At 62.7% G+C, this 20,405-nt stretch carries 19 protein-coding genes; 8 read left to right on the forward strand and 11 right to left on the reverse strand.

What is annotated here, in order from left to right:
- Window positions 1-61: 61 nt before the first annotated feature.
- The 7 genes from JV551A3_RS19705 to JV551A3_RS19735 all read right to left on the reverse strand — a co-directional run bounded on the left by JV551A3_RS19705 (window position 62) and on the right by JV551A3_RS19735 (window position 11,108).
- Entirely contained in the window at window positions 62-760 is a 699-nt protein-coding gene (locus JV551A3_RS19705; RefSeq protein ID WP_133971114.1) for an HvfC family RiPP maturation protein, read from the reverse strand.
- Entirely contained in the window at window positions 753-1,601 is an 849-nt protein-coding gene (locus JV551A3_RS19710; protein WP_133971112.1) for an HvfB family MNIO-type RiPP peptide maturase, read from the reverse strand. The genes JV551A3_RS19705 and JV551A3_RS19710 overlap by 8 nt, the downstream gene beginning before the upstream one ends.
- 76 nt (window positions 1,602-1,677) lie before the next feature.
- A complete protein-coding gene (locus JV551A3_RS19715; protein WP_133971110.1) occupies window positions 1,678-2,169 on the reverse strand; it encodes an HvfA family oxazolone/thioamide-modified RiPP metallophore in 492 nt (163 codons plus the stop codon).
- Between the two features lie 163 nt (window positions 2,170-2,332).
- A complete protein-coding gene (locus tag JV551A3_RS19720) occupies window positions 2,333-2,887 on the reverse strand; it encodes a DUF4174 domain-containing protein (RefSeq protein WP_133971108.1) in 555 nt (184 codons plus the stop codon).
- Between the two features lie 231 nt (window positions 2,888-3,118).
- On the reverse strand, window positions 3,119-7,621 hold the full coding sequence (locus JV551A3_RS19725; protein WP_133971106.1) for an NEL-type E3 ubiquitin ligase domain-containing protein: 4,503 nt from the start codon (window positions 7,619-7,621) through the stop codon (window positions 3,119-3,121).
- An 80-nt stretch (window positions 7,622-7,701) separates the two neighbouring features.
- On the reverse strand, window positions 7,702-10,062 hold the full coding sequence (locus JV551A3_RS19730; protein ID WP_133971104.1) for a DNA polymerase II: 2,361 nt from the start codon (window positions 10,060-10,062) through the stop codon (window positions 7,702-7,704).
- A gap of 125 nt (window positions 10,063-10,187) precedes the next feature.
- Window positions 10,188-11,108, reverse strand: a complete 921-nt coding sequence (locus JV551A3_RS19735; RefSeq protein WP_133971102.1) for a LysR substrate-binding domain-containing protein — start codon at window positions 11,106-11,108, stop codon at window positions 10,188-10,190.
- A gap of 158 nt (window positions 11,109-11,266) precedes the next feature.
- Here JV551A3_RS19735 and JV551A3_RS19740 point away from each other — a divergent pair, with 158 nt between their 5' ends.
- The 8 genes from JV551A3_RS19740 (at window position 11,267) to JV551A3_RS19775 (ending at window position 16,997) form a co-directional block, all read left to right on the forward strand.
- Complete coding sequence (locus tag JV551A3_RS19740; RefSeq protein ID WP_133971100.1) at window positions 11,267-12,055, forward strand: YqcI/YcgG family protein; 789 nt, start codon at window positions 11,267-11,269, stop codon at window positions 12,053-12,055.
- 2 nt (window positions 12,056-12,057) lie between these two features.
- Window positions 12,058-12,684 (forward strand): LysE family translocator, encoded by a 627-nt coding sequence (locus JV551A3_RS19745; protein ID WP_133971098.1) that lies wholly within the window; start codon window positions 12,058-12,060, stop codon window positions 12,682-12,684.
- A gap of 39 nt (window positions 12,685-12,723) precedes the next feature.
- Window positions 12,724-13,806 (forward strand): hypothetical protein, encoded by a 1,083-nt coding sequence (locus tag JV551A3_RS19750; protein WP_133971096.1) that lies wholly within the window; start codon window positions 12,724-12,726, stop codon window positions 13,804-13,806.
- A gap of 138 nt (window positions 13,807-13,944) precedes the next feature.
- Window positions 13,945-14,640 carry an SEL1-like repeat protein gene (locus JV551A3_RS19755; RefSeq protein WP_133971094.1) on the forward strand — a complete coding sequence of 232 codons (696 nt, stop codon included), beginning with the start codon at window positions 13,945-13,947 and terminating at the stop codon, window positions 14,638-14,640.
- 223 nt (window positions 14,641-14,863) lie between these two features.
- Window positions 14,864-15,556 (forward strand): AzlC family ABC transporter permease, encoded by a 693-nt coding sequence (locus JV551A3_RS19760; protein ID WP_133971092.1) that lies wholly within the window; start codon window positions 14,864-14,866, stop codon window positions 15,554-15,556.
- Entirely contained in the window at window positions 15,553-15,867 is a 315-nt protein-coding gene (locus JV551A3_RS19765) for an AzlD domain-containing protein (protein WP_112252371.1), read from the forward strand. The genes JV551A3_RS19760 and JV551A3_RS19765 overlap by 4 nt, the downstream gene beginning before the upstream one ends.
- Window positions 15,864-16,697, forward strand: a complete 834-nt coding sequence (locus tag JV551A3_RS19770) for an AraC family transcriptional regulator (RefSeq protein WP_112252370.1) — start codon at window positions 15,864-15,866, stop codon at window positions 16,695-16,697. Before JV551A3_RS19765 ends, JV551A3_RS19770 begins: the two co-directional genes overlap by 4 nt.
- 72 nt (window positions 16,698-16,769) lie before the next feature.
- Window positions 16,770-16,997, forward strand: coding sequence for a hypothetical protein (locus JV551A3_RS19775; protein ID WP_003250422.1), 228 nt, complete (start codon window positions 16,770-16,772; stop codon window positions 16,995-16,997).
- A 126-nt stretch (window positions 16,998-17,123) separates the two neighbouring features.
- On the opposite strand, the gene JV551A3_RS19780 is transcribed toward JV551A3_RS19775, so the two are convergent.
- From JV551A3_RS19780 to JV551A3_RS19795, 4 genes are all read right to left on the reverse strand, one after another.
- Window positions 17,124-17,606, reverse strand: a complete 483-nt coding sequence (locus JV551A3_RS19780; RefSeq protein WP_133971090.1) for a copper chaperone PCu(A)C — start codon at window positions 17,604-17,606, stop codon at window positions 17,124-17,126.
- The gene (locus JV551A3_RS19785; protein WP_024086651.1) at window positions 17,607-18,215 is read right to left on the reverse strand and encodes an SCO family protein; all 609 of its coding nucleotides are present in this window, start codon (window positions 18,213-18,215) and stop codon (window positions 17,607-17,609) included.
- A 346-nt stretch (window positions 18,216-18,561) separates the two neighbouring features.
- On the reverse strand, window positions 18,562-19,146 hold the full coding sequence (gene nfuA / locus JV551A3_RS19790; protein WP_003250416.1) for a Fe-S biogenesis protein NfuA: 585 nt from the start codon (window positions 19,144-19,146) through the stop codon (window positions 18,562-18,564).
- Window positions 19,147-19,204: 58 nt separating this feature from the next.
- Window positions 19,205-20,239 (reverse strand): acyltransferase family protein, encoded by a 1,035-nt coding sequence (locus JV551A3_RS19795; RefSeq protein ID WP_133971088.1) that lies wholly within the window; start codon window positions 20,237-20,239, stop codon window positions 19,205-19,207.
- Window positions 20,240-20,405: the final 166 nt, after the last annotated feature.

Here is a 20,405-nt window from a genome sequence, read left to right on the forward strand (position 1 = left end):
TCTGTAGGAGCGGCCTTGTGTCGCGATAGGGGCGCAAAGCGCCCCCCCAAAATGCCACGATTCAACATGTACCGATGATAACCCCCTGCTCGCGCAGCCCCTCCAGCAGCGCCAACCCCTCTTCCACACCACCTCCCAGCGCCTCCAAACGCGCCCGCCCACTGCCCTGTTCCAGTGCCAGCAACCGGTACGCTAGCGGCGCCAAGCGTGCGAAGCGCACCTTCAACTGCGCATCGCGATAAACCAGTAACAAGGTCGGCGCCGCTGGCGCGACCGCTGGCTGGTAATCCGCCCCGATACGTTCCACCGGCCAACGATAGGCCAACACCCGCGCCACGCACGACAACAGCGGCTCCCCTTCCAGCAGGTCGCCTGCCGGGTCATGGGCCGGGTCCTCGGCATCGCTCAGATACAACTGCGCCTCGACCCACTCATAGTGCGCCAGCTCCAGCTGCCAGGGCGCGTCCAGCTCGATGCCTTGCAGGTAATCGACGAACGCTTCGGCAATCTCGGTGAACAACGGTGTCTGGCTGCGGTAATTGGCATAGAAATCTCGCACTCGGGCATGCCAGCGCTGTTCGCCCAATGCCTGGCGCATCACTGGAAAACTGCCGGCCAGCAAACCTTCGATAGCACCATAGAACAACTCTCGATAAACCTTCAGGCGCCGGGCCTCCACACCCGGCGGTGGCGCATGGCGCTGTGGGTCACGCAGGTGCCGGGCCAAGGTGTACTGCTGCTCACGCAAGGTCTCATTCATTTGCATGCCCTCCCGAAGCACGCTGCGCAGTGCGGATGCGCGCCGTTTCAGCGAGCAGTTCGGCCAGCGGCGGGTAGTTGAAATCACGCTCGAGTACGGTCGGTTTCACACCGAAGCGCGCACAGGCGACCGCGTACAGTGCCCACACATCTTCCTTCACCGCAGCCCCATGGGTGTCTACCTTGAGGTCCGGCGCTTCATCGTAATGGCCAGCCACGTGCATGCCGGTCACCCGCACCGGGGGCAAGCCGGCAAGGAATTCGAGGGCGTCGTAACCGTGGTTGCAGGCATTGACGAAGACGTTGTTGACGTCCAGCAGCAGGTCGCAGTCGGCCTCATCGAGTACCGCACGGATGAACTCGAGTTCGCTCATCGCCTGGTACGGCGCGGCGTAGTAGCTGATGTTTTCCACGGCAATACGCCGCTCCAGGTATTCCTGGGCCTGGCGAATCCGCGCGGCCACATGGCGCACCGCTTCGTCGGTGAATGGAATGGGCATCAGGTCGTACAGGTGCCCGTCATCGCTGCAATAGCTCAGGTGCTCGCTGTACAGGCGCACCTGGTGGCGATCGAGAAACTGGCGGGTCTGGCCAAGGAAATGGCGGTCCAGCGGCTCGCTGCCACCCAGCGACAACGACAGCCCGTGGCAGGTAATGGCAAAACGCTCGGCCAGCTGCGACAGGCCCTTGCCGTAGGCACCACCCACGGCAATCCAGTTCTCCGGTGCGCATTCGAGAAAGTCCACGGTGCCAGCGTCCAGGGCCAGCAGTTCCGGCAACAGGCCACGGCGCAGGCCAAGCCCGGCCTGTAAAGGAACGGGGGATAAAGATGAGGGATGCATGAACAGCTCTCCGCAACAGGCACAACGCCCCACCTGACCAGCAGGAGGGGCGTTGTGCGGTTCATGGGCCAGGAGGTCAGGGTTTACCGGTCAGGTGGCTGAACAAGCCGTCGGGCATGGCCTTGCCATTGGCTTGGTAGATCGCCTTCAGGTGATCCGCCGCCTCTTGTTCGGAGATGAAGCCATCATGGTTGCTGTCGATCTTGTCGAAGTCTCCGGCACGGTCCTTGGCCACCGCCAGGAACTCGTCGCGCGAGACCTTGCCGTCGTGGTTGCTGTCGGTCTTGGCGAACGAGGCATCACCACACTTGCCCTCGCCACACTTGCCTTCGGCACCGGCCTTGGCGCTGGCACCGCATTTGCCCTCACCGCATTTGCCTTCGCCCTGGGTGGCCTTGGCGCTGCCACCACATTTGCCTTCACCACATTTGCCCTCGCCGGCCACCTTGGCCGAAGCCAGCTGGTAACCCTGGGCCAACGGCTCGACGGCGAAGGCGCTGCTGCTCAATGCCATGCTGCCGATCAGGGCTGCGCCGAGCAGGCCGAGGGTATTTCGTACTTGAGTCATGGTGTCGCTCCACTGTGGTTGGAATGTGGAGCCATTAGGCCGTTGCGGTATGTCGTGGATGTATCGCGCGGGGTGCGGTTTTGTATGGGAATGGGTCTGCGGCGTGGGCAGATACAGTGGGATACACGGCGGCCCCAAGGTGCCTCGGGGCCGTTGTGCGGGGTCAGTCTTCCAGCGGTTTGGGCGGCGCGGCAGGTTTGGCGGGCTTGGCTGGCTTGCTGTCCTTGGCCTTGGCTTCCGGTGCCGCTGCAGCCACAGGTTCGGGCGCCGTCATGGCTTTTTCGCTGGCAGGCAGCTCATCGACCGCCTTGAAAATAACCTGCAGGTCGATGGCCTCGCCCTCCTCATCGTCCTTGAGCATGTGCCGTTCACCGTCCTTGCCCACCAGGATCACCTTGGTACCTTTGCTGGCACCCAGCTTCAACTCGCGTATCAAGGCCATGGTGGTCTGCTGCTCGAGGTTCTTGTCCTCACGCTTGCCCATCATGCTGGCAACACTGTAGAGCACCAGGTTGCGCTCCTTGAACGCCTTCTGGGTGGCAGGATCCTCAAGCGCTTTGTTCAGCCCACGCAAAGTGGGATCGGCACTGCTCGGTGCGATCACTACCAATGGCCTGGCCTTGCCCAGCTCCTTCGCCAATGGCGCATCACTGTCGGCGGCAAGCAGGGGCCAGCTTAAAGCGAGCAATGTGGCGAGGGTCACTGACCGAACAAGCATGCGTATCTCCTTATTCTCTCGACAAACCAAAGACTACAGATCAGGGAGAAAGATCCGACGGCAAAGGTTAAACCAGCTACCGGCAAAAGGTGTGAGCGAAAGGTAACTTGCCGTTACCTGATCGCTGTTGCCGGATGCACAACCCAACGCTCCCACGCTCGGACATGCGTTTGAGCATAGTTCAATGTGGCTTGGAAGGGGGCCAGGCCCGGACGTCCCAGTCCGATGAGACTACGCTTGCATATGTCGTTGCAAAGCCGCGACCGTCAACTGGAGGTCGTTCTGCACGACCCATTCTTTCTGTTCTCGCTGAAGCGCGGTTACCTCGGGTCCCTCGGGATCGCGCGCCAACAGTACCTCCAGTTGTTCATGAAAACGAGCAGGGATGACCCGATCCTCTTCCCAGTGGGTATCCACATAAGCGCGCCAGAATTGATGATCGAGCATGAACCTTGCCACGTTGTCCTCTGTCTCGCGCAGCCGAATACTTGCGAAAATGGCGTCGATTTGCCCAGGCGCATAGGCGGCCATCGCTGGAAAGCGCATCGACCTACCGCCAAACGGCAAGTCCAGCCTTTCACGCAACTCAATGGACAAGGCCAGCGCCCACTCCACGCTCTCGTTTTCCTCGCCTACTGCCCGTGCGGCCAATACTGCTTCATGGCGCACCTGGTGCCAGCGCCACAGGCGACGACCTAGCACAATCAGCTCCTCTTCAATACCGTCGTCCGCTGCTTCTTGCTCGGCCTTCCACTCCAGCACACTGACTTCCAGTTGATTCAACCACACAGAGGCACTGTCCGCGCAGTTCTCCAGCCGGGCCACGCTCAAGATGTGCTCGCCCAGCGGCTCGTTATCGACAATATCTTCCATCAAGTCAAAGACACGAGCAGCCAATATCTCCACGTGACGGTCATGGCTGAAGTCTCGAGAGCGAGTGAGTCCGCGCATTAGCTCCAGAAAACCGCTAGAGTTCTTTTTGTTGCGCACCTGCATCCAGAGGTTGGAAAAATCTTCCTTGTTCTCGTCCAATCGATCAAGCCAGTTCAGCTTGGCGGGCACCTCACTCAAGTCGGGCAGCAACCAGGCATCCTGGTACTGAGCCGTCTGCTGGTGGGCGGTGGGATTACCGCGCAATACGACGTACCCGGTTTGCCAAACATCAGACTCAAAAAATTCATCTGGCAGGTTTGCGATGCTGTTATTTCCAGCGCCCAGGTAATAAAGCTCTTCACAACTGCGCCATCCGTCTGGTAGTGCGTTCAAACCGTTTCCGGCAAACCGCAGCTCTCGCAACTGCGTCATCGAGCGAACGGAGAACGTGCGACCCAGCCGATTATCTGAAAGGTTCAGGTAATGCAGATGCCGGCAGCCTGCGAGGCCGAGGACCTGATCGTCGTCCAATGCAATCCGGTTGTGCGATAAATCAAGAAACTTCAGATAATCCAGCAATGCCAGATACGAAGGCACCTTGGTCAGCCGATTATGTGCCAGCTCCAAGTTTTTGAGATTTGGGAAACTCAACAGGAATTGATCGGGAATCGACTTCAGGCGCAGCTCGCGCAATGCCAATGACTGCACATGGGGGAAGCGAAACTGCGCACCTAACGCTGGCAACGAGCGAAGATGACGGGTCGTATAGCCCCATTCCCACATGTCATCCGAACGCACTGGGTACGCTCGGCCAGGTATCAGCTCGCGCCAACACTCCAGTAAACCTTTCCTGAATTCCTTGTATTGCGATCTCTGCAACAACGGCGCCCCGCTCTCCCACTGGCGCAAGTGATCGCCCAACTGCTCGACTTGTCGTTCCAGTGCGCCTAGTTCCGCGTCAAGGTTTCGGTTGCGCAGCTTAACCAGCCAGGCATCGATCTGCTGATCCGAATAGGCCGGATACAAATCGCGAAGGCGCGCCGCCAACCCACGGGGCCGCGACAAGGGCCTGGCAAAACCTCCTACACTGCCTCCCAATGGGTAGCCGATCCGGCCTTCATCCAGCCGTTGAGGGGGCTGCAACCAGCGCGAGTCGAGTTCTTTGCCCAAAACCTGAGCAAGCAGTTCGCTACGTCCGGCTACCTGTCGGGCCAATGCCGCGCGTAAACTTTCGGCATAGGGTTCGCTCAAGCCCAGGGCCAGGCGGTCCTCATTGTCGAGCACATCCGTCAAGGCTTCGCATAACGTGCTGGCCTCGACCAGTGGAACGCCCAGGGCATCCTCGACTTCGAACTGGCCGGAGCGATGCACTAGCCTGTAGCTGCGCCCGCTGCCACCTGAGCTGAATATCGGCCGCAGCGCATCCTCATCGTACAAGCGCCAGTGCGGCCGGCCTGCGTTGTCGGGGAGCGTGTCCAGCAGTGTCAGCACGACCTTGGCATGGTCCAGGGACTGCGGCGTTTCGATGAACAACCCTTCACACGCACGGGCCACGCGGATTCTCAACACGCTCTGGCGTGCCCTGCGCGTCAATTGCCAGGACATCTTGCCGTGCGTGTTCAGGTACTCTCGATCCTCGCTGGTCGCTGCATCGAGCAACTGTCGTGCTGCAAGCCGATGCAGGCGTGGAAACGCCTTGCGCAGTATCGCCACGGCAGGCTCATCAGCACCCTGAGCCTGCTGCGCCTGGTACAACTGCTGGAACAAGAAACGCCGCTGAGCGCGCACCTGCGTGATCAGTGCCGCCTCCTGGTGGTCGGCTGCCCCGGGCAATGCCCGCGCAAGGTCGAGCAGTTCACTATCATCAACCCCGCGGCCGGTGCCAAGGCCCTGCAGCAGCGTGGCGATCCTGCGATCGATCAACAACCTTTGAACCGTGTCGACCAGCTCGGCTTCAGCGGGCCGGGCATACACGTGCAGCGCCCGCAGGTGATCCGGTTCGATACCATGGATCGCAAGGGCCTGGTCGATTTGCGCGGGGTCAAGTTGCGAAAATGGCTCGCCCAGGCGATGGAACATTCGATGCGTGTCGGTCCAGCTGGCCGGCTGCTCGCACCACAGCCGCCAGGCGCCGGCCTGGTTATGCCTCAGCAGCGGCGCGTGCCCCGCGTGTGGGCGCAGTTGCCACTCGCTATCGACGCGCTCGACGACCTGGTAGTAATAACCATCCATTACGATCCATTTCTTGTCGCCTGCGCGCCAGACGCCCGCAGCATCCGCTACCGCGCCATCGGGTGGGGCCTCACTGCGGAAAGGTTGTAGATCACCATTCCAGAGTTTACGGCTGCCGTTTTCCAGCCGGGCCGGGATCCAGTTGTCCACAGCTGCCCACGCGCGACTCGCTCCGCGCACGATCGCGAACGTGACCCCAAGGATTGCCACGTCCTTGCACAGTGTCGTGAAATGATCGATGGCCGCCCTGGTGTCGCCTTCAAGCCAGCTTTCCAGCCCATGAAAAATTTCGCCAAACATGTCCCACGCCATCACTGCCAGCAGCAAGGTGTTCAGCCCAGGGATGAACGCCCCCGCCAAGGTGATGAGTGTCCATCCTTCAGCCTTGATCCGCTCGCGGTGTTTTTCCTGCGCTTCGCGGTCCAGCATGGCCACTGGCGTGGCGATCATGGCCGCGTCATCCTTGATTTGCGCGACTCTGTCCGCCGCAAGTTGCTCGAACAATGGCAAGGTATAATCTTTCAGGCTCTGGTCCATCTCCCGGGTGGCGCTGTCTGTCAGGTCCCCCAGCCGTTCTTGCACCTTGCTGAAAAAATCCTGCCTGTTTCGCCGCAGCACAAAACGCTGGAAGAATTGCAGATATGAGTTTTTCCGCAATCGATAGCCCAACACCTTGCGGATGAACGTCTCCAGATTGGTGCTTACGCTCCAAGGGCCATTAGGGTCTCCCGGAATGTATACCAGGATCTGGCGAGTGAAATCCCACAGCGGGGCCTGCTGAGTCACGTCAAAGACCACGATCTGCTGCAAGACGCAGTTGAACGCCGTGAGTTGTCGCAGCTCCACCCGCGATTCATCGAGCAGGCCCGCTCGGCCTTGCTTGCATAACGCCAGGACCATCCGAAACTGGGATGGGCTGAGCACACCTTCGCTTTTGGCCTTGCACGCATCGATCAACATTTGCGACCGGTACAGGCGGGCGAATGTCGAGACGGCGCTCTGCCATTGCGTGCGTTCGCTCGCGGGCGCGTTCAGCACGCTGTCCAGATGGCGCTGGTACTGGGCACCAAGATCCAACGTCCGACACATCCGGGCAAAGGCTGGCGCACTGACTGCTTTGATCGTGCGCTCTCGCCCGTCAACGATGCAGTTGTCCTTGTGCTGATCCGTCTTGCCCTCTCCCTCGGTGAAATTTTCCAGCGCCGCATCATGCAAAGGGACATCGTAGTGGCCTTTTTGCTGGAGCGGGTATCGCCCCCAGCTGATGCCTGGGGCAGGATCGAAGTAGGTGTACCACTTTCGCAGAGCCAGGCCCGAGGCTTGATCGATGCCGAAGGTATCGCGCATGGCTTGGTCCAGCATGCGCAAGGTAAACGTATCGACCTGCTCAATGCGGGCCATCGTCTTTTTCAGCCACTGCCGACATTCCAGGCTGGCTTTCAACGCATCACACAGCGCATCGTGTTCCGACTGGAAGAAGCCATGGGCGGGAATGTTCTGGTCGGTTGGCAAAGCGATCTTCAATCTTCGCATCCAAAGTGGCATGCGATTTACGATCAGGCTGTCCTGATAACTTTGCTCGGCGGCTAACGTGTCGATAGCGGGGTCGTGCTGCGTCGGTATGGTCATGCTGTACCTGGGTAGCGATGAAAAACCAGGACAGTAGGCTCGCAATGACGCTGCAGTGGGTTACATAACTAGCACCGCCCTCAAAACAACGCCATTTGCCGCCCCGTCAACGCCTGAAAGCTATCATCCACGAAGGGCAGGATCGCGTCTGCCACGGGCTGCAACTGGCGGGTCAGATAATGCTCGTAGTCGATTGGAGACGGGCAATTCTCCAGCGGCTCTGGCCCGGCAACGGTCATCACGTAGCTGATCCAGCCACCTCGTTGGTATTGCCGGGGGCGGCCCAGGCGCTGGTTGTATTCATCCGCCAGCCGCGCAGCGCGGACATGCGGCGGCACGTTGCGCTGATAATCTGCCAGCGGTCGACGCAGGCGTTTGCGGTACACCAGCAGCGCGGCCATTTCACCTGCCAAGGTCTGGCGCACGAACCCCTGTACAAAAGTACGATACGGCTGACCGCGAAAGATCCGACCGTATAATTCCTGTTGAAACTGGCGAGCCAAGGGTGACCAGTCGGTGCGCACCGATTCCAGCCCTTTGTAGACCATTTCTTCGGTGCCATCCGCGCGCCGCACCAAGCCCGCGTAGCGCTTCTTGCTGCCTTCTTCGGCACCCCGAATGGTCGGCATCAGAAACCGCCGGTAATGCACTTCGAACTGCAGTTCCAGCGCGCTTTGCAGGTTCATCTGCTCGCGCAGATGGCGGCGCCACCAGTCGTTCACCTGCGCTGCCAGGTCCCGGCCAATGGAGGCCGCAGCCGCTTCGTCATGCGGGCTCTTGAGCCAGACGAAGGTGGAGTCGGTATCGCCGTAGATCACCTCATACCCCCTGGCTTCGATCAACGCACGGGTCTGGCGCATGATCTGGTGGCCGCGCATGGTGATCGATGAAGCCAGGCGCGGGTCGAAGAAGCGGCAGCCACTCGAACCCAACACTCCGTAGAAGGCATTCATGATGATCTTCAGCGCCTGCGACAGCGGCGCGTTGCCCTCGCGCTTGGCCGCCTCCCGGCCCTGCCATACCCGCTCGACGATGGCCGGCAGGCAATGCTCGCTACGGGAAAAACGCCCGCCCCGAAAGCCCTCCACCGAGTGTTCATCGTCGGGCTGGCGCAAGCCTTCGACCAGCCCCACTGGGTCGATCAGGAAGGTGCGAATGATCGACGGGTACAGGCTCTTGTAATCCAGCACCAACACCGAGTCGTAAAGGCCCGGGCGCGAATCCATGACGAAACCACCGGGGCTGGCTTCGTCGGGGCGGCTGCCGAGGCTGGGAGCGACGAAGCCCAGGCGGTGCATCTGCGGGATGTACAAGTGGCAGAACGCGGCTACCGAGCCACCGCTGCGGTCCACCGCAAGGCCGGTCACCGAAGACCGCTCCAGCAGGAACTCGAGCAGGCGGGTGTGGGCAAAGATGCGCGTCACCAGCTCGCAATCCTTGAGGTTGTAGCGCGCCAACGCCGGCTTGTCCTCGGCGAAACGGCGGTTGATTTCATCCATGCGCTGGTACGGCGTGTCGATGGCCTTGCCTTCACCGAGCAGGGTCTGGGCGACACTTTCGAGGCTGAATGACGGGAAGCTCCAGGTCGCCGAGCGCAGCGCCTCGATGCCGTCGATCAGCAGCCGCCCCGGGGCATCGGCGAATACGTGGCCACCACCGGCTTGGCTGCGCAGGGTCATCGGCGCGCCATTGCGCCCAAGTGCCAGCGGTACCTGCAGCAACTTGGCGTGCTCATGCAACAGGCGCAGGTCGAACTGGATCAGGTTCCAGCCGATGATCGCATCCGGGTCGTGCTTGGCCATCCACTGGTTGAGGCAGGCCAGTATGTCGGCGCGCTCGGTGCAGTAGTGCAAATCGAAGTCCAGGCCCTCAGCCGTGCCGTTGGCCGGCCCGAGCATGTACACCTGGCGCTGGCCACAGCCTTCCAGGGCAATGCTGTACAGCTCGCCCCGCTCACTGGTCTCGATGTCCAGCGACACCAGGCGCAGCGGCGGCCGATAACCCGCCAGAGGCTTGAGCTGGGCATCGCAGAACACGCCCTGGGCATCCGGTTGGCCGGTGAACTGCACCGGCGCGGTGATGAAGCGCTCCATCAGGTAGCGCTCGGGCGGGCGAATATCGGCTTCGAACACATCGATACCGGCCGTGCGCAGGCGCTGCTCCAGCTGTATCAGTTGCCGGTGCTGGCGGCAGTACAGCCCCAGCACCGGGCGCTGGTCAAAGTCCTTCAGTTGCAGCGGCCGCAGCTCGATACCAGGCTCATTGGCCAGCAGCACTCGTGCGTGCGCTTCCTGCGCTTGGGGGATGAATGCCACCGATACCTGTGGCGCCAGGCGCAGCTGCCGTGGCCCCTGGTCGGTGGCCAGCCAGAATTCCACGCAGGTGCCTTCGGGCGTGTCATGCCAATGTCGGGTCAGGACAAAGCCCTGCTGCAACTCCACCGCGTCGACCTCTGAATCGTTGTTGTGCTGGTTGCGGCGATTCTACCGCTGATGCACTGTCGCAGCGCGTTTTGTTGAGGCCAGCGGGCGTTTGCCGTCGGCCGGCCGCCTACTCGAACGCGTGTTCAACCGTACAGGTAATTGATGTCCTTGCAGACCAGCGGTGGCACCTGGCCAAGCAGGAACTCGCGCAACTTGTGCATTTGCCGCGCCTTGGGGCTGGCCTTGAGCCAGGTCATGTAATAACCGTCGCCGGTGGCCACCGCGTGCTTGAACGGCGTGACCAGCCGCCCGGCGGCCAGGTCGGCACTGGCCAGCACCAGGTCGACCACCGAGATACCCAGCCCTTGCTGGGCAGCCGAGATGCCCTGGTCGAGGGTATCGAACACCTGCCCGTGGTCGATGCTGATGTCCAGCGCGTCCATGCGAGCCAGCCAGCGCCGCCAGTCTCGCCGGTCGGGGGACGGGTGCAGGAACTCGCACTGGGCCAGGTCGGCCAGGTCCGGTTGCGGCTGGGCCATGTAGTCGGGGTGGCACACCGGGATCAGCCATTCATCGAACAGCTTGAAACTCTCGATATCGGCGGGAAAACGCCCGTTGGCCAGGAGGATCGCGCAGTCGTAGGGCTCGGAATAGAAGTCCACGCTGTCGATGTCCATCCACACGCTGGACAGCTGCACGCTGCAGTTGTCCTCGACCTTCTTGAACGCATCCAGCGCCCGCAGCAGCCAGCGCACGGTGAGCGTGGACGGCGCCTTCAGACGCAGGCCGTAGCGGTCCTGGCGCAGCAGGGCGCAGGCATTCTCGATGATCTTGAAGCCAACCTTGAGCTCCTGCGCCAGCAGGCGGCCGTGCTCGGTCAGGGCCAGTTTCGGCCCGCGACGTTCGAACAGGTCGCACCCGAACATGGCTTCGAGGGTCTTGATGTGATGGCTGACGGCGCCCTGGGTCAAGGCCAGCTCTTCTGCGGCACGGGTAAATGAGCCATAGCGAGAGGCCACCTCGAAGGCACGCAGTGCGTGCAAGGCCTGAATCCGTTCCGACATGGCAACGCCCCGAGCATGAGTAAGACTAATAGTAGGTCATAGTTCCACGCGTTTTACAACGTCAAGGACGTCTCGGAAAATGCAGGTAAATAATAAACCTAACCAAGATCCTGCCTGCATGTGACTGGAACGTTCATCAATTTACGCCTGGGGAAATCATGTCGACGGGTTATGGAACTTGCTATCGCCTGGATGCGCTAGAGCTGGCCGCTGAATATGTTCGCAACACGCGACATTGGACCTTCAAAGCCGTAGAACATTTTCGCAGTATTCTCGCAAACCCCGAGTTTCCCTGCCTGTTCGGCCGCAAAGCGGTAAACGGTGCAACCTGCCACATCCTCTTCGCCCGCGCCGGGCAGCTGGCCGATGACATCGCCATGGGCCTGGCCGACTACGTGCGCATCGTCGCACCTATTCCACCCAAGCAGCGTATCGGCAGCCCGCTGGTGGTATTTCTCGAAACCGCCGCCGACTGCACACTGGCCGAGCAACAGGCGCTGGCCTGGAAGGTCTTGCGTGGCGTGCACGCGCGCGACCCGCAGCCCTGGCCGCAGGGCATCCCGACCGACCCCGACGACAACGCCTGGTCATTCTGCTTTGCCGGCATGCCGCTGTTCATCAACATGAACTTCCCCGGTCACCAGCAGATGAAAAGCCGCAACCTCGGGTCACACATCACCTTCGTCATCAACCCGCGGGCGAACTTCGACGAAGTGGCCAATGCCAACACCGAAAGCGGCCAGCGTATCCGCGAACGCATCCGCGAGCGCGTGCATCACTACAACGACGGCGTCATGCCCGACACCCTTGGCTTCTTCGGCGATGCCGACAACTTCGAGTGGAAGCAGTACCAACTGCAGGAGGCAGGGTCGCTCAACCCGTCCCGCTGCCCGTTCCACGCCCATGCCGCACACTCGGCAACACCCGACATACTGATCGAGACCTGACCGTGAATACCGCACTCACCGCCACCTATGCCCTCACCGTCCTGCTACTGATCGCCACCCCCGGCCCGGTGGTGGCACTGATCGTCAACACCGCGGCCGCCTCGGGCTCGCGCAAGGCCATGTTTACCGCTGTCGGCACCAACTGGGCATCACTGGTGCTGATCGGCGCGGCGGCCTGGATCATCCTCACCAGTGCAGCCATCGACAAGGCCTGGCTCAGCGCCATGAGCCTGCTGGGTTGCCTGTTCATCGGCTACATCGCCGTCGGCACGCTGCGGGAAGCCCTGCAGGCGCCTGCAGCCGAGGCGCCAGGCGAGCTCGCAAAGCCTGGCCGCGGCGGGCTGCTGCAAGGTTTCATGGTGGGCATCTCCAACCCGAAGGACATCATCTTCTTCATCGCCTTCTTCCCGCAGTTCATCCAGATCACCGAGTCGTTCGGCAAGAGCATGGTGGTGCTGTCGCTGCTGTGGGTGGCCATCGATTTTGCCGTGCTCAGCCTCTACATCTTCGCCATCGGCAAGATCGCCTCGCAACGCAGCAACCGTATGATCAGCCTGGCCTCGGGGGTCGCCCTGCTGCTGATCGCCGCTGGCGGCCTGCTGTACAACGTCAAGGAGCTGGCGGCCTGAATGTGATGCAAAGCGCCCGCTGCAACAGAAGGAGAACCCATGACCGCGACTGACACGAGCCCTTCGCCTTCGCCGTTGCAACAGGACTACCAGCGCTTTCTGCTGCTGGGCAGCCGACGTGCCCCGCACACCGTGCATGTGCACGAAACCGGCTACCGCTCCGGCACCATCAACACCGATGCCCTGGGCCTGCGTTACAGCCACTGCGCCGGCAAGCGCTTTTCGGTGGCCGAACGCGGGGGCGCATCACGCATCAACCTGCTGGTCGGCGGCTCCGCTGCCCTGGGCATCGGCGCCAGCTCCGACGGACACACGGTGGCCTCGCACCTGTCGATGCTTACCGGCGAAGTCTGGCTGAGCCTGGCCGGCTGCGGGCTGAATGCCAGCCAGGAACTGCTGATGTTCCTGACCCACCAACATCGCCTTGGCCAGCTCGGCCATGTGGTGGTGCTCAGCGGCCTCAACACCCTGGCCCACGAAGCCCTTTGCGAGGTCCTCGCCAACCTGAATGGCCCTCAGCACGCCAAGGCCTACCAGGATTTTCTCAACAGTTTCAGCGAAGGCATGCAGCCCACGACGTCACCCCGCCGGCAATCGCTGTGGCAGCGTATCGGCCAGGTGTTGGCCACGCCCTCGGTCACAACACCTGCGACCTGGCCGCTGTCGCCCCCAGAAAAGCGCCTGGCCCGTGCCGCCGACAGCATTGGCCGGACTTTGCGCCAATGGGAGCGGCTGCTGGCAGACAGCCATTCCACCCTCACCTTCATCCTGCAGCCGTTGCTGCCCTGGTGCCGGGATAGCCTGCCCGCTGGCGAGCAGGCCATGCTGGACGCGCTGCAGCGGCGACCGGCGAATTTTGACCGGCTGCTGGACGGCGCGTTCGACAGCCAGTTGCACTCGGCTTTCTTCCGTCGCATCAAGAACCAGGCCGACCCGGTGCCCTGCTATGACATGAACTGCATGCTCAGCAGCTCACCGGTATTCGGCGCCGACCTGTTCATCGACCGCCTGCACCTGAACGACCTGGGCAACAATGCCCTGGCCAAGGTCATTACCGCCAAGCTTGGCCTGGCCCAGGAAAAACATGCCCAGCGCAAGGTCACGCCGATCAAGCTCGTCTGACAGTTGCCGGGTGGACTTTCGGCCAGGCCCTTTGGGTGGCTAGAATAGGCCGTCGTTCCGATCTGCCCGAGGCGCACGCTTGACCGCCATGAACATCGAAGCCATCCATCAGTACCTGGCACCCCATGGAGCTTGCCTGTGAGCCGCATGCTGCGCTTGCCCCCACTGTTGATCGCCCTGATGCCACTGGCCACGCATGCGCTGGAAGTGCGCATCGACCCTCATGCCGACCTGCTCTACCGCCAGGCCTTGCCCTTGCTGGAGCAGGCAGACAGCCAGGACGACGGCGCCAGCACGCTGCGCACGGCCATCGGCGGCGACCCGGAGCTCAGCCGCCAGGGCCAGGCCATGGCCCACACCCTGCCGACAGCAGTCGCCTTGCTGAAAAAGTCCGTGGAGCTGGGCCACCCGGTCGCACAGTACCGCCTGGCGCTGTACTACATGACGTACCTGCCCGCAGCGCAAATCCCGGATGCCGCCTGCCCGCTGCTCGAAGCCAGCCTCAGGCAGGGCTTTGCCGCACCGGCCCCGGCCATCGCCACCTGGTGCCCGCCCTATAACGTCAGCAACGAGTACCGGACTGCGCTGGAGGCCATCCCCAACATGGCCACCTTGTATGCGCCCTACTATCCACAACCGGCCACGCGCCTGGCCTGCAACCGCAACCGGCCACAAGGCCTGGAAATGCAGTGGGGGCGCCAGCGTGACTACCAGGCCGAGGTCTACCGCCTGCTCGGCGACCTGGACCCGCAGCACCGCCAGAGCCTGCTGCAAAAGGCCGTGGACACCAACGGCTGCGTGACGGCGCAGCAGCACCTGACCAGTCATCCGTAACACGAACGCGGTGTCTGTGTAGGAGCGGCCTTGTGTCGCGATGGGGCGCGCAGCGGCCCCGGCNATATCTGCGGCGAAGCTGAAATCCTGGGGCCGCTGCGCGCCCCATCGCGACACAAGGCCGCTCCTACAAGGGACCGTGCCAGGCATAGCAAGATCGTTCAAGCCATCCCCCGCCCCGTCTGGCATGCTGGCCTACCACCTTACACGCACTGCAGCCACCATGCCCCACATCGCCCGCCAAGCCTTTCTCCACGGCGCCATCGCCATTCTCCCGTTGTCCCTGGCCGTTGCCCCCTGGGGGCTGCTGGCCGGCTCCATGGCCATCGAAGCCAACCTCAGCGCCTGGCAGGGGCAAGGGCTGTCGGCCATCGTCTTCGCCGGTGCCGCGCAACTGGTGGCCATCGGCATGCTCAAGGGCGGCGCCAACCTGGCGTCGATCCTGCTGACCACCCTGCTGCTGACCTCGCAGCACCTGCTGTATGGCCTGACAATGCGCCCGGTGCTGTCCAGCCAGCCGCTGCGCTGGCGGCTGGGCCTGGGCTTCCTGCTGACCGACGAGTTCTTCGCCCTGACCAGCCAGTACGACCAGCAGCAGTTCAACCGCTGGTACGCCTTGGGCGTGGGCCTGACCTTCTACGTCGCCTGGAACCTGTTCACCCTGGCCGGTATCCTGCTGGGGCAGAACATTCCGCACCTGGACCAGCTCGGCCTGGACTTCTCCATCGTCGCTACCTTCGTCGCTCTGATCGCGCCACTGGTACGCAACCTGGCCACGCTGGTGTGCGTGGCGGTGTCGCTGTTGTGCTCGGTGCTGTTCAGCTACTGGCACTGGGAAACCGCCCTGGTGGCCGCAGGCCTGCTGGGCATGAGCGCCGGTTTCATCTGCCAGAAGTTCGCCGGAGCCCGCGCATGACCTGGATCCTTATTTTCGCCATGGGCGCCATCGTGTTCCTCAACCGCTATGCGTTCCTGGAGCCACGCCTGCCCTTGCGCCTGAGCTCCAACGCACGGCAATTCCTCGGTTTTGCCGTGCCGGGCATGCTCACCGCTATCTGCGGCCCGATCATCTTCATGCCCGAGCACCAGCTTAACCTGAGCCTGCTCAACCCCTACCTGCTGGGCTCGCTGGTGGCCATCGCCCTGGTGCTGTTGACCCGCAGCGTGTTGCTGAGCATGCTGGTGAGCATGCTGATCTTCTTCCTTCTGCGCAGCTGGCTGGCATGAGCACGCCCCTGCGCGAGCAGACACACCTCTGGCAGGCGCCGGCACTGGGCGACGTCGAGATGCTGCACGCGCGCTATTTCCAGCAGCGCTTCGCCCCGCACGTGCATGAAGGCTATGTATTCACCGTGATCGAGTCGGGCGCACAGCGCTTCTGGCATCGCGGCAGCGAGCACCTGGCGCCGGTCGGCAGCATGGTGCTGATCAACCCCGACGAGCTGCATACCGGTGCCACCGCCCACGAAGCGGGCTGGCGCTACCGTGGGTTCTACCCGGAACATGAACGGGTAACCGGGGTGCTCGACGAACTGGAACTTGGCCGCCACGGCATGCCCAGCTTCAAGGACAGCGTGATCCACGACCCGGCCTTGGCGATTGCCTTCAGCCAGTTGCACCAGCTGTCCGAAGCCGGCGCCAGTGCCCTGCAGCAGCAGACCGCCTGGCGCCAGGCGGTGCTGGCCCTGGTGCAACGGCACGGGCAATGCGCCGAACCTGCCGCCCCCGGGCACGAGCCGCTGGCAGTGGCCCGCGCCCGTGAGCTGCTGGAAAGCCAGCTGGCCGACCCGCCCTCGCTCGAAGCTCTGGCGGCGGCGGTCAACCTGTCGCCATTCCACTTCGCCCGGGTGTTCCGCCAGGCCACCGGCCTGCCGCCACATGCCTGGCTCAAGCAGCGGCGCCTGGCCCGTGCACGGGAAATGCTCAAGCGTGGCTGGGCAGCTTCGGAGGTGGCGTTCGACCTGGGCTTTGCCGACCAGAGCCATTTGAGCCGGCAGTTCAAGCAGGCCTACGGAGTAACGCCAGGCGCCTATCGCAGCGCCTGCCTGCAAGGCTGAGCTGCGACAACCGGCCTCGGGCAGGTCGGCCAGCCACTGCTACACTGACAAGGCTGAATGGAGGATCCTGCCATGTCCGAAAGAGAGCTCACCACCCTCCTGTCGCTGATGAACCAGCGCCAGGCCTGCCTGAGCAGTGCCTGCAAGGAGATAGCCGACTGGATCGACCGGCAGGGCGACGTGCCCGCCGCCGGCAAGATCCGCGCAAGTCTCAAGGCCCTGGAGGCTGATGAGGCCCAGGTCCGCAAGACCTTGACCTCGCTGACCCTCGACAGGCCGCTGCCCAGGTTTCGCAGCTGATTGAACCGGGGCTGCCTTGCAGCCCATCGCGACACAAGGCCGCTCCCACAGGGGGTACGTGTTCTCCTGTGGGAGCGGCCTTGTGTCGCGATGGGACGCAAAGCGCCCCCAAAGGGTTCCGCCTGATCAGTGCTTCATGTGCATGTGATCATGCCCAGCGCCCGCCTCGGCGTTGAGCGCACGCACTTCGGCCTGCACATCCAGGGTTTCCTTGGCCCCCTTGGCATCTTCGATGGTCAGGGTCAGTGGCACTTTCTCGCCTTCCTTCACCTGGTTGTTCAGGCCCATCAGCATCACGTGCAGGCTATTCGGGTCGAGGGTCACCGCCTTGCCGGCCGGCAGCTCGACCGCCTTGACCTCACGCATGCCCATCACGTCGCCGTTCATGGTCATCTCGTGCACCTGCACGGTCTTGGCCACAGGCGAAGCCACGCCCACCAGCTTGCTGTCGCTGCTGGCGGTCAGGGTCATGAAGGCACCGGTGGACTGCTGGTGCGGCACAGTCGCACGGACCCAGGCGTCGCTCACGGTGGTCTGGGCCAGGGCCGGCAGCGCCAGGCCCAACAGGGCCAGGGCAGTCAGGCCTTGCTTGATCGGTTGCATCGACATTCAGCAGATCTCCATCAGGGTGACCAGGTCTTCGGCGCATTCCTGGGCGGTCAGGGAATGGCCCAGGCTCAGGCGCAGGGTGCCACGCGTATCGTAGACGTAGCTGGTGGACGAGTGAGAGACGGTATAGGTGTCACCGGCCGGGACTTTCTCGTAGAACACCTTGAATTCCTTGGCCACCGCGGCGATTTCCTCGGGGGTGCCGGTCAGCGCGGTGAACGACGGGTCGAACGCCTTGACGTAGGCATCGAGCACTTCGGGGGTGTCGCGCTCCGGGTCCAGGGTAATCAACACCACCTGGAACAGGTCGCGATCGCGGCCGCGCAGCAGCTTGCGGATTTGCGCAGCGCGCGCCAGGGTGGTCGGGCAAACCGCCGGGCACTGGGTGAAGCCGAAGAAGATCATCGGCATGCTGCCGTAGAAGCTCGACAGGGTGCGCACATTGCCCTGGGTGTCCTTGAGGCTGAACTTGCGCCCAAGGATTTCATTGCTCATGTTCTTGCCGTACTTGAACTCGAGCCCCCGGGCCGGGCTGCAGCCTGCCAACAGGCCAAGCCCGAGAACGCCCATCCCGGCGACAACTGCGCGCCGGGTATATAGATCATTCATGAAACCATCCTTTACAGGGAAGGTGCCGGCCCTCGGGACGGGCCGGTCGAAAAACCGGGGCATTCTGGCACGGCACCCCGAGGGGTTCTACCCGACGAAGGCGAGGATCGGCTGCAGCCCTTTGAATACGGGCTGCGGCCTGTTGTCGCAGGGGTTGAAACAGTAACACTTTGTTGCTAGGGCCTGACCAGGTTGTGCGGTCGTTGTGGGAGCGGCCTTGTGTCGCGAAAGGGCTGCGAAGCAGCCCCCGGGGTATTGGCGGCGAAGCTGATATTGTTGGGGCCGCTTCGGCCCTTTCGCGACACAAGGCCGCTCCCACACACAACAGACCGCGCCTGCCTCTAAATCAGTAGTAGGCGTTCTCTTTCTGGCTGTGGTCAGTCACGTCACGCACACCCTTCAGCTCGGGAATACGCTCGAGCAGGGTGCGCTCGATGCCTTCCTTCAGGGTCACGTCGGCCTGGCCGCAACCCTGGCAACCACCACCGAACTGCAGCACGGCAATGCCGTCGTCGACCACATCCACCAGGCTCACCTGGCCGCCGTGGCTGGCCAGGCCGGGGTTGATCTCGGTCTGCAGGTAGTAGTTGATGCGCTCGTTGATCGGGCTGTCTTCGTTGACCATCGGCACCTTGGCATTCGGTGCCTTGATGGTCAGCTGACCACCCATGCGGTCGGTGGCATAGTCGACCAGCGCGTCTTCCAGAAACGGCACGCTGACCGCGTCCAGGTAAGCGGTGAAGCTCTTCAGACCCACGGCGGTGTCGTCAGGCTTCTCTTCGCCCGGCTTGCAGTAGGCGATGCAGGTTTCGGCGTACTGGGTGCCCGGCTGGGTAATGAAAATGCGAATGCCGATGCCAGGCGTGTTCTGCTTGGAAAGCAGATCGGCCAGGTAGTCATGGGCGGCGTCGGTAATGGTTATAGCGCTCATGTAGGTTCCTCACAGACTTGCGGCCAAGTGTACGCCAACCCGGCCCTCGAACAAAGTCCTAGTATTTGACTCGGGAAAGCGCATATTCAGGGGCTCGCCCCCGTGGCGCCGCCAGCCAGGCCTGCATGCGCCGGTACAGGCCGCGCTCGAGCCACTGGTAGCTGAACCACGACATTAGTCCAATGGACGGCACGCACAGGGCAAACACCAGGTACGGGTTCAACTGCAGGCGCTGGCTGGCGAACCAGCCGGCATACAGCACCAGCACATGGACCAGGTACACCGAATACGAACAGTCGCCCAGCGCCTTGAGCAGCCGGTTGCCACGGAACACCGGCTCCAGGGCAACGAAGGCCAGCACGATCATTGCGCTCGGCACGCCCCAGTGCAGCAAGCGCCGGGAAGCGTCCAGGTGGTAGATGGCAAGGCCCGCCACCGCCAGCAGCACCAACGGCAGCCAGCGGCCCTGATGGATCAGCCCGCGCCGGTGCAACACGCCCAGGCCGATGCCGAGCAGGAATTCGTAGATGATGTCGTTGCTGTAGAAGTGGCTGAGCACGCCCAGCCGGCCCAGTATCTCGCTGGCCAGCAGCAGCGCGGCGGTGACCAGCAGCTGGTGATGACGCTGGCGCACCAGGAAAGCAAGGCCGAACAGCAGGTAGAAGAACATCTCGAAATTCAGCGTCCAGCCCACGTTCAGGGTCGGGTACAAGCCGTAGCCGCCGGGGTTTTCCGCCGGTATGAACAACAGCGACAGCAGCAGGTGGTGCCAGGTGAATGCCTGGTGCGGCATCCATTGGCTGAAGGCCAGCAGCAGGGCTGCCATCAGTACCGTATAGAACCAGTAGGCCGGGACGATACGCAGCACCCGGTTGAGCAGGAACTGGCGGGGCTCGATGGCCTTGTCGCAGGTCGACAGGTAGATGACCAGCCCGCTGATGACGAAGAAGATGTCGACGCCTGCGGCGCCACGGTCGGTGAGCAGTTGGCCGATGGGGCCGGAGGCTTGGAAGTCGAAGAAGATTTGCATGAAATGGTGGCAAACCACCACCCAGGCGGCGAACGCCCGCAGTGCTTGAAGCGAATACAGCATGGAGTCCCCTGCGATTGCCGGTGCATTGAGGCCCGGCGAGCGCACCGCGCTCGTTCGCGGGCTTGCCCGCTCCCACAGGGTTCATGCCATGCCTGAAAGCACCACATATCCTGTGGGAGCGGGCAAGCCCGCGAATGGGGCTGCACAGCAGCCCCCGGACCATCCA

The organism is Pseudomonas inefficax (assembly GCF_900277125.1).
Lineage (GTDB): Bacteria > Pseudomonadota > Gammaproteobacteria > Pseudomonadales > Pseudomonadaceae > Aquipseudomonas > Aquipseudomonas inefficax.

Coding starts and splice junctions, on each gene's coding strand:
- JV551A3_RS19705 (WP_133971114.1), bottom strand. CDS start 760: ATGAATGAGACCTTGCGTGAGCAGCAGTACACCTTGGCCCGGCACCTG.
- JV551A3_RS19710 (WP_133971112.1), bottom strand. CDS start 1,601: ATGCATCCCTCATCTTTATCCCCCGTTCCTTTACAGGCCGGGCTTGGC.
- JV551A3_RS19715 (WP_133971110.1), bottom strand. CDS start 2,169: ATGACTCAAGTACGAAATACCCTCGGCCTGCTCGGCGCAGCCCTGATC.
- JV551A3_RS19720 (WP_133971108.1), bottom strand. CDS start 2,887: ATGCTTGTTCGGTCAGTGACCCTCGCCACATTGCTCGCTTTAAGCTGG.
- JV551A3_RS19725 (WP_133971106.1), bottom strand. CDS start 7,621: ATGACCATACCGACGCAGCACGACCCCGCTATCGACACGTTAGCCGCC.
- JV551A3_RS19735 (WP_133971102.1), bottom strand. CDS start 11,108: ATGTCGGAACGGATTCAGGCCTTGCACGCACTGCGTGCCTTCGAGGTG.
- JV551A3_RS19740 (WP_133971100.1), top strand. CDS start 11,267: ATGTCGACGGGTTATGGAACTTGCTATCGCCTGGATGCGCTAGAGCTG.
- JV551A3_RS19750 (WP_133971096.1), top strand. CDS start 12,724: ATGACCGCGACTGACACGAGCCCTTCGCCTTCGCCGTTGCAACAGGAC.
- JV551A3_RS19760 (WP_133971092.1), top strand. CDS start 14,864: ATGCCCCACATCGCCCGCCAAGCCTTTCTCCACGGCGCCATCGCCATT.
- JV551A3_RS19765 (WP_112252371.1), top strand. CDS start 15,553: ATGACCTGGATCCTTATTTTCGCCATGGGCGCCATCGTGTTCCTCAAC.
- JV551A3_RS19770 (WP_112252370.1), top strand. CDS start 15,864: ATGAGCACGCCCCTGCGCGAGCAGACACACCTCTGGCAGGCGCCGGCA.
- JV551A3_RS19775 (WP_003250422.1), top strand. CDS start 16,770: ATGTCCGAAAGAGAGCTCACCACCCTCCTGTCGCTGATGAACCAGCGC.
- JV551A3_RS19780 (WP_133971090.1), bottom strand. CDS start 17,606: ATGTCGATGCAACCGATCAAGCAAGGCCTGACTGCCCTGGCCCTGTTG.
- JV551A3_RS19785 (WP_024086651.1), bottom strand. CDS start 18,215: ATGAATGATCTATATACCCGGCGCGCAGTTGTCGCCGGGATGGGCGTT.
- nfuA (WP_003250416.1), bottom strand. CDS start 19,146: ATGAGCGCTATAACCATTACCGACGCCGCCCATGACTACCTGGCCGAT.
- JV551A3_RS19795 (WP_133971088.1), bottom strand. CDS start 20,239: ATGCTGTATTCGCTTCAAGCACTGCGGGCGTTCGCCGCCTGGGTGGTG.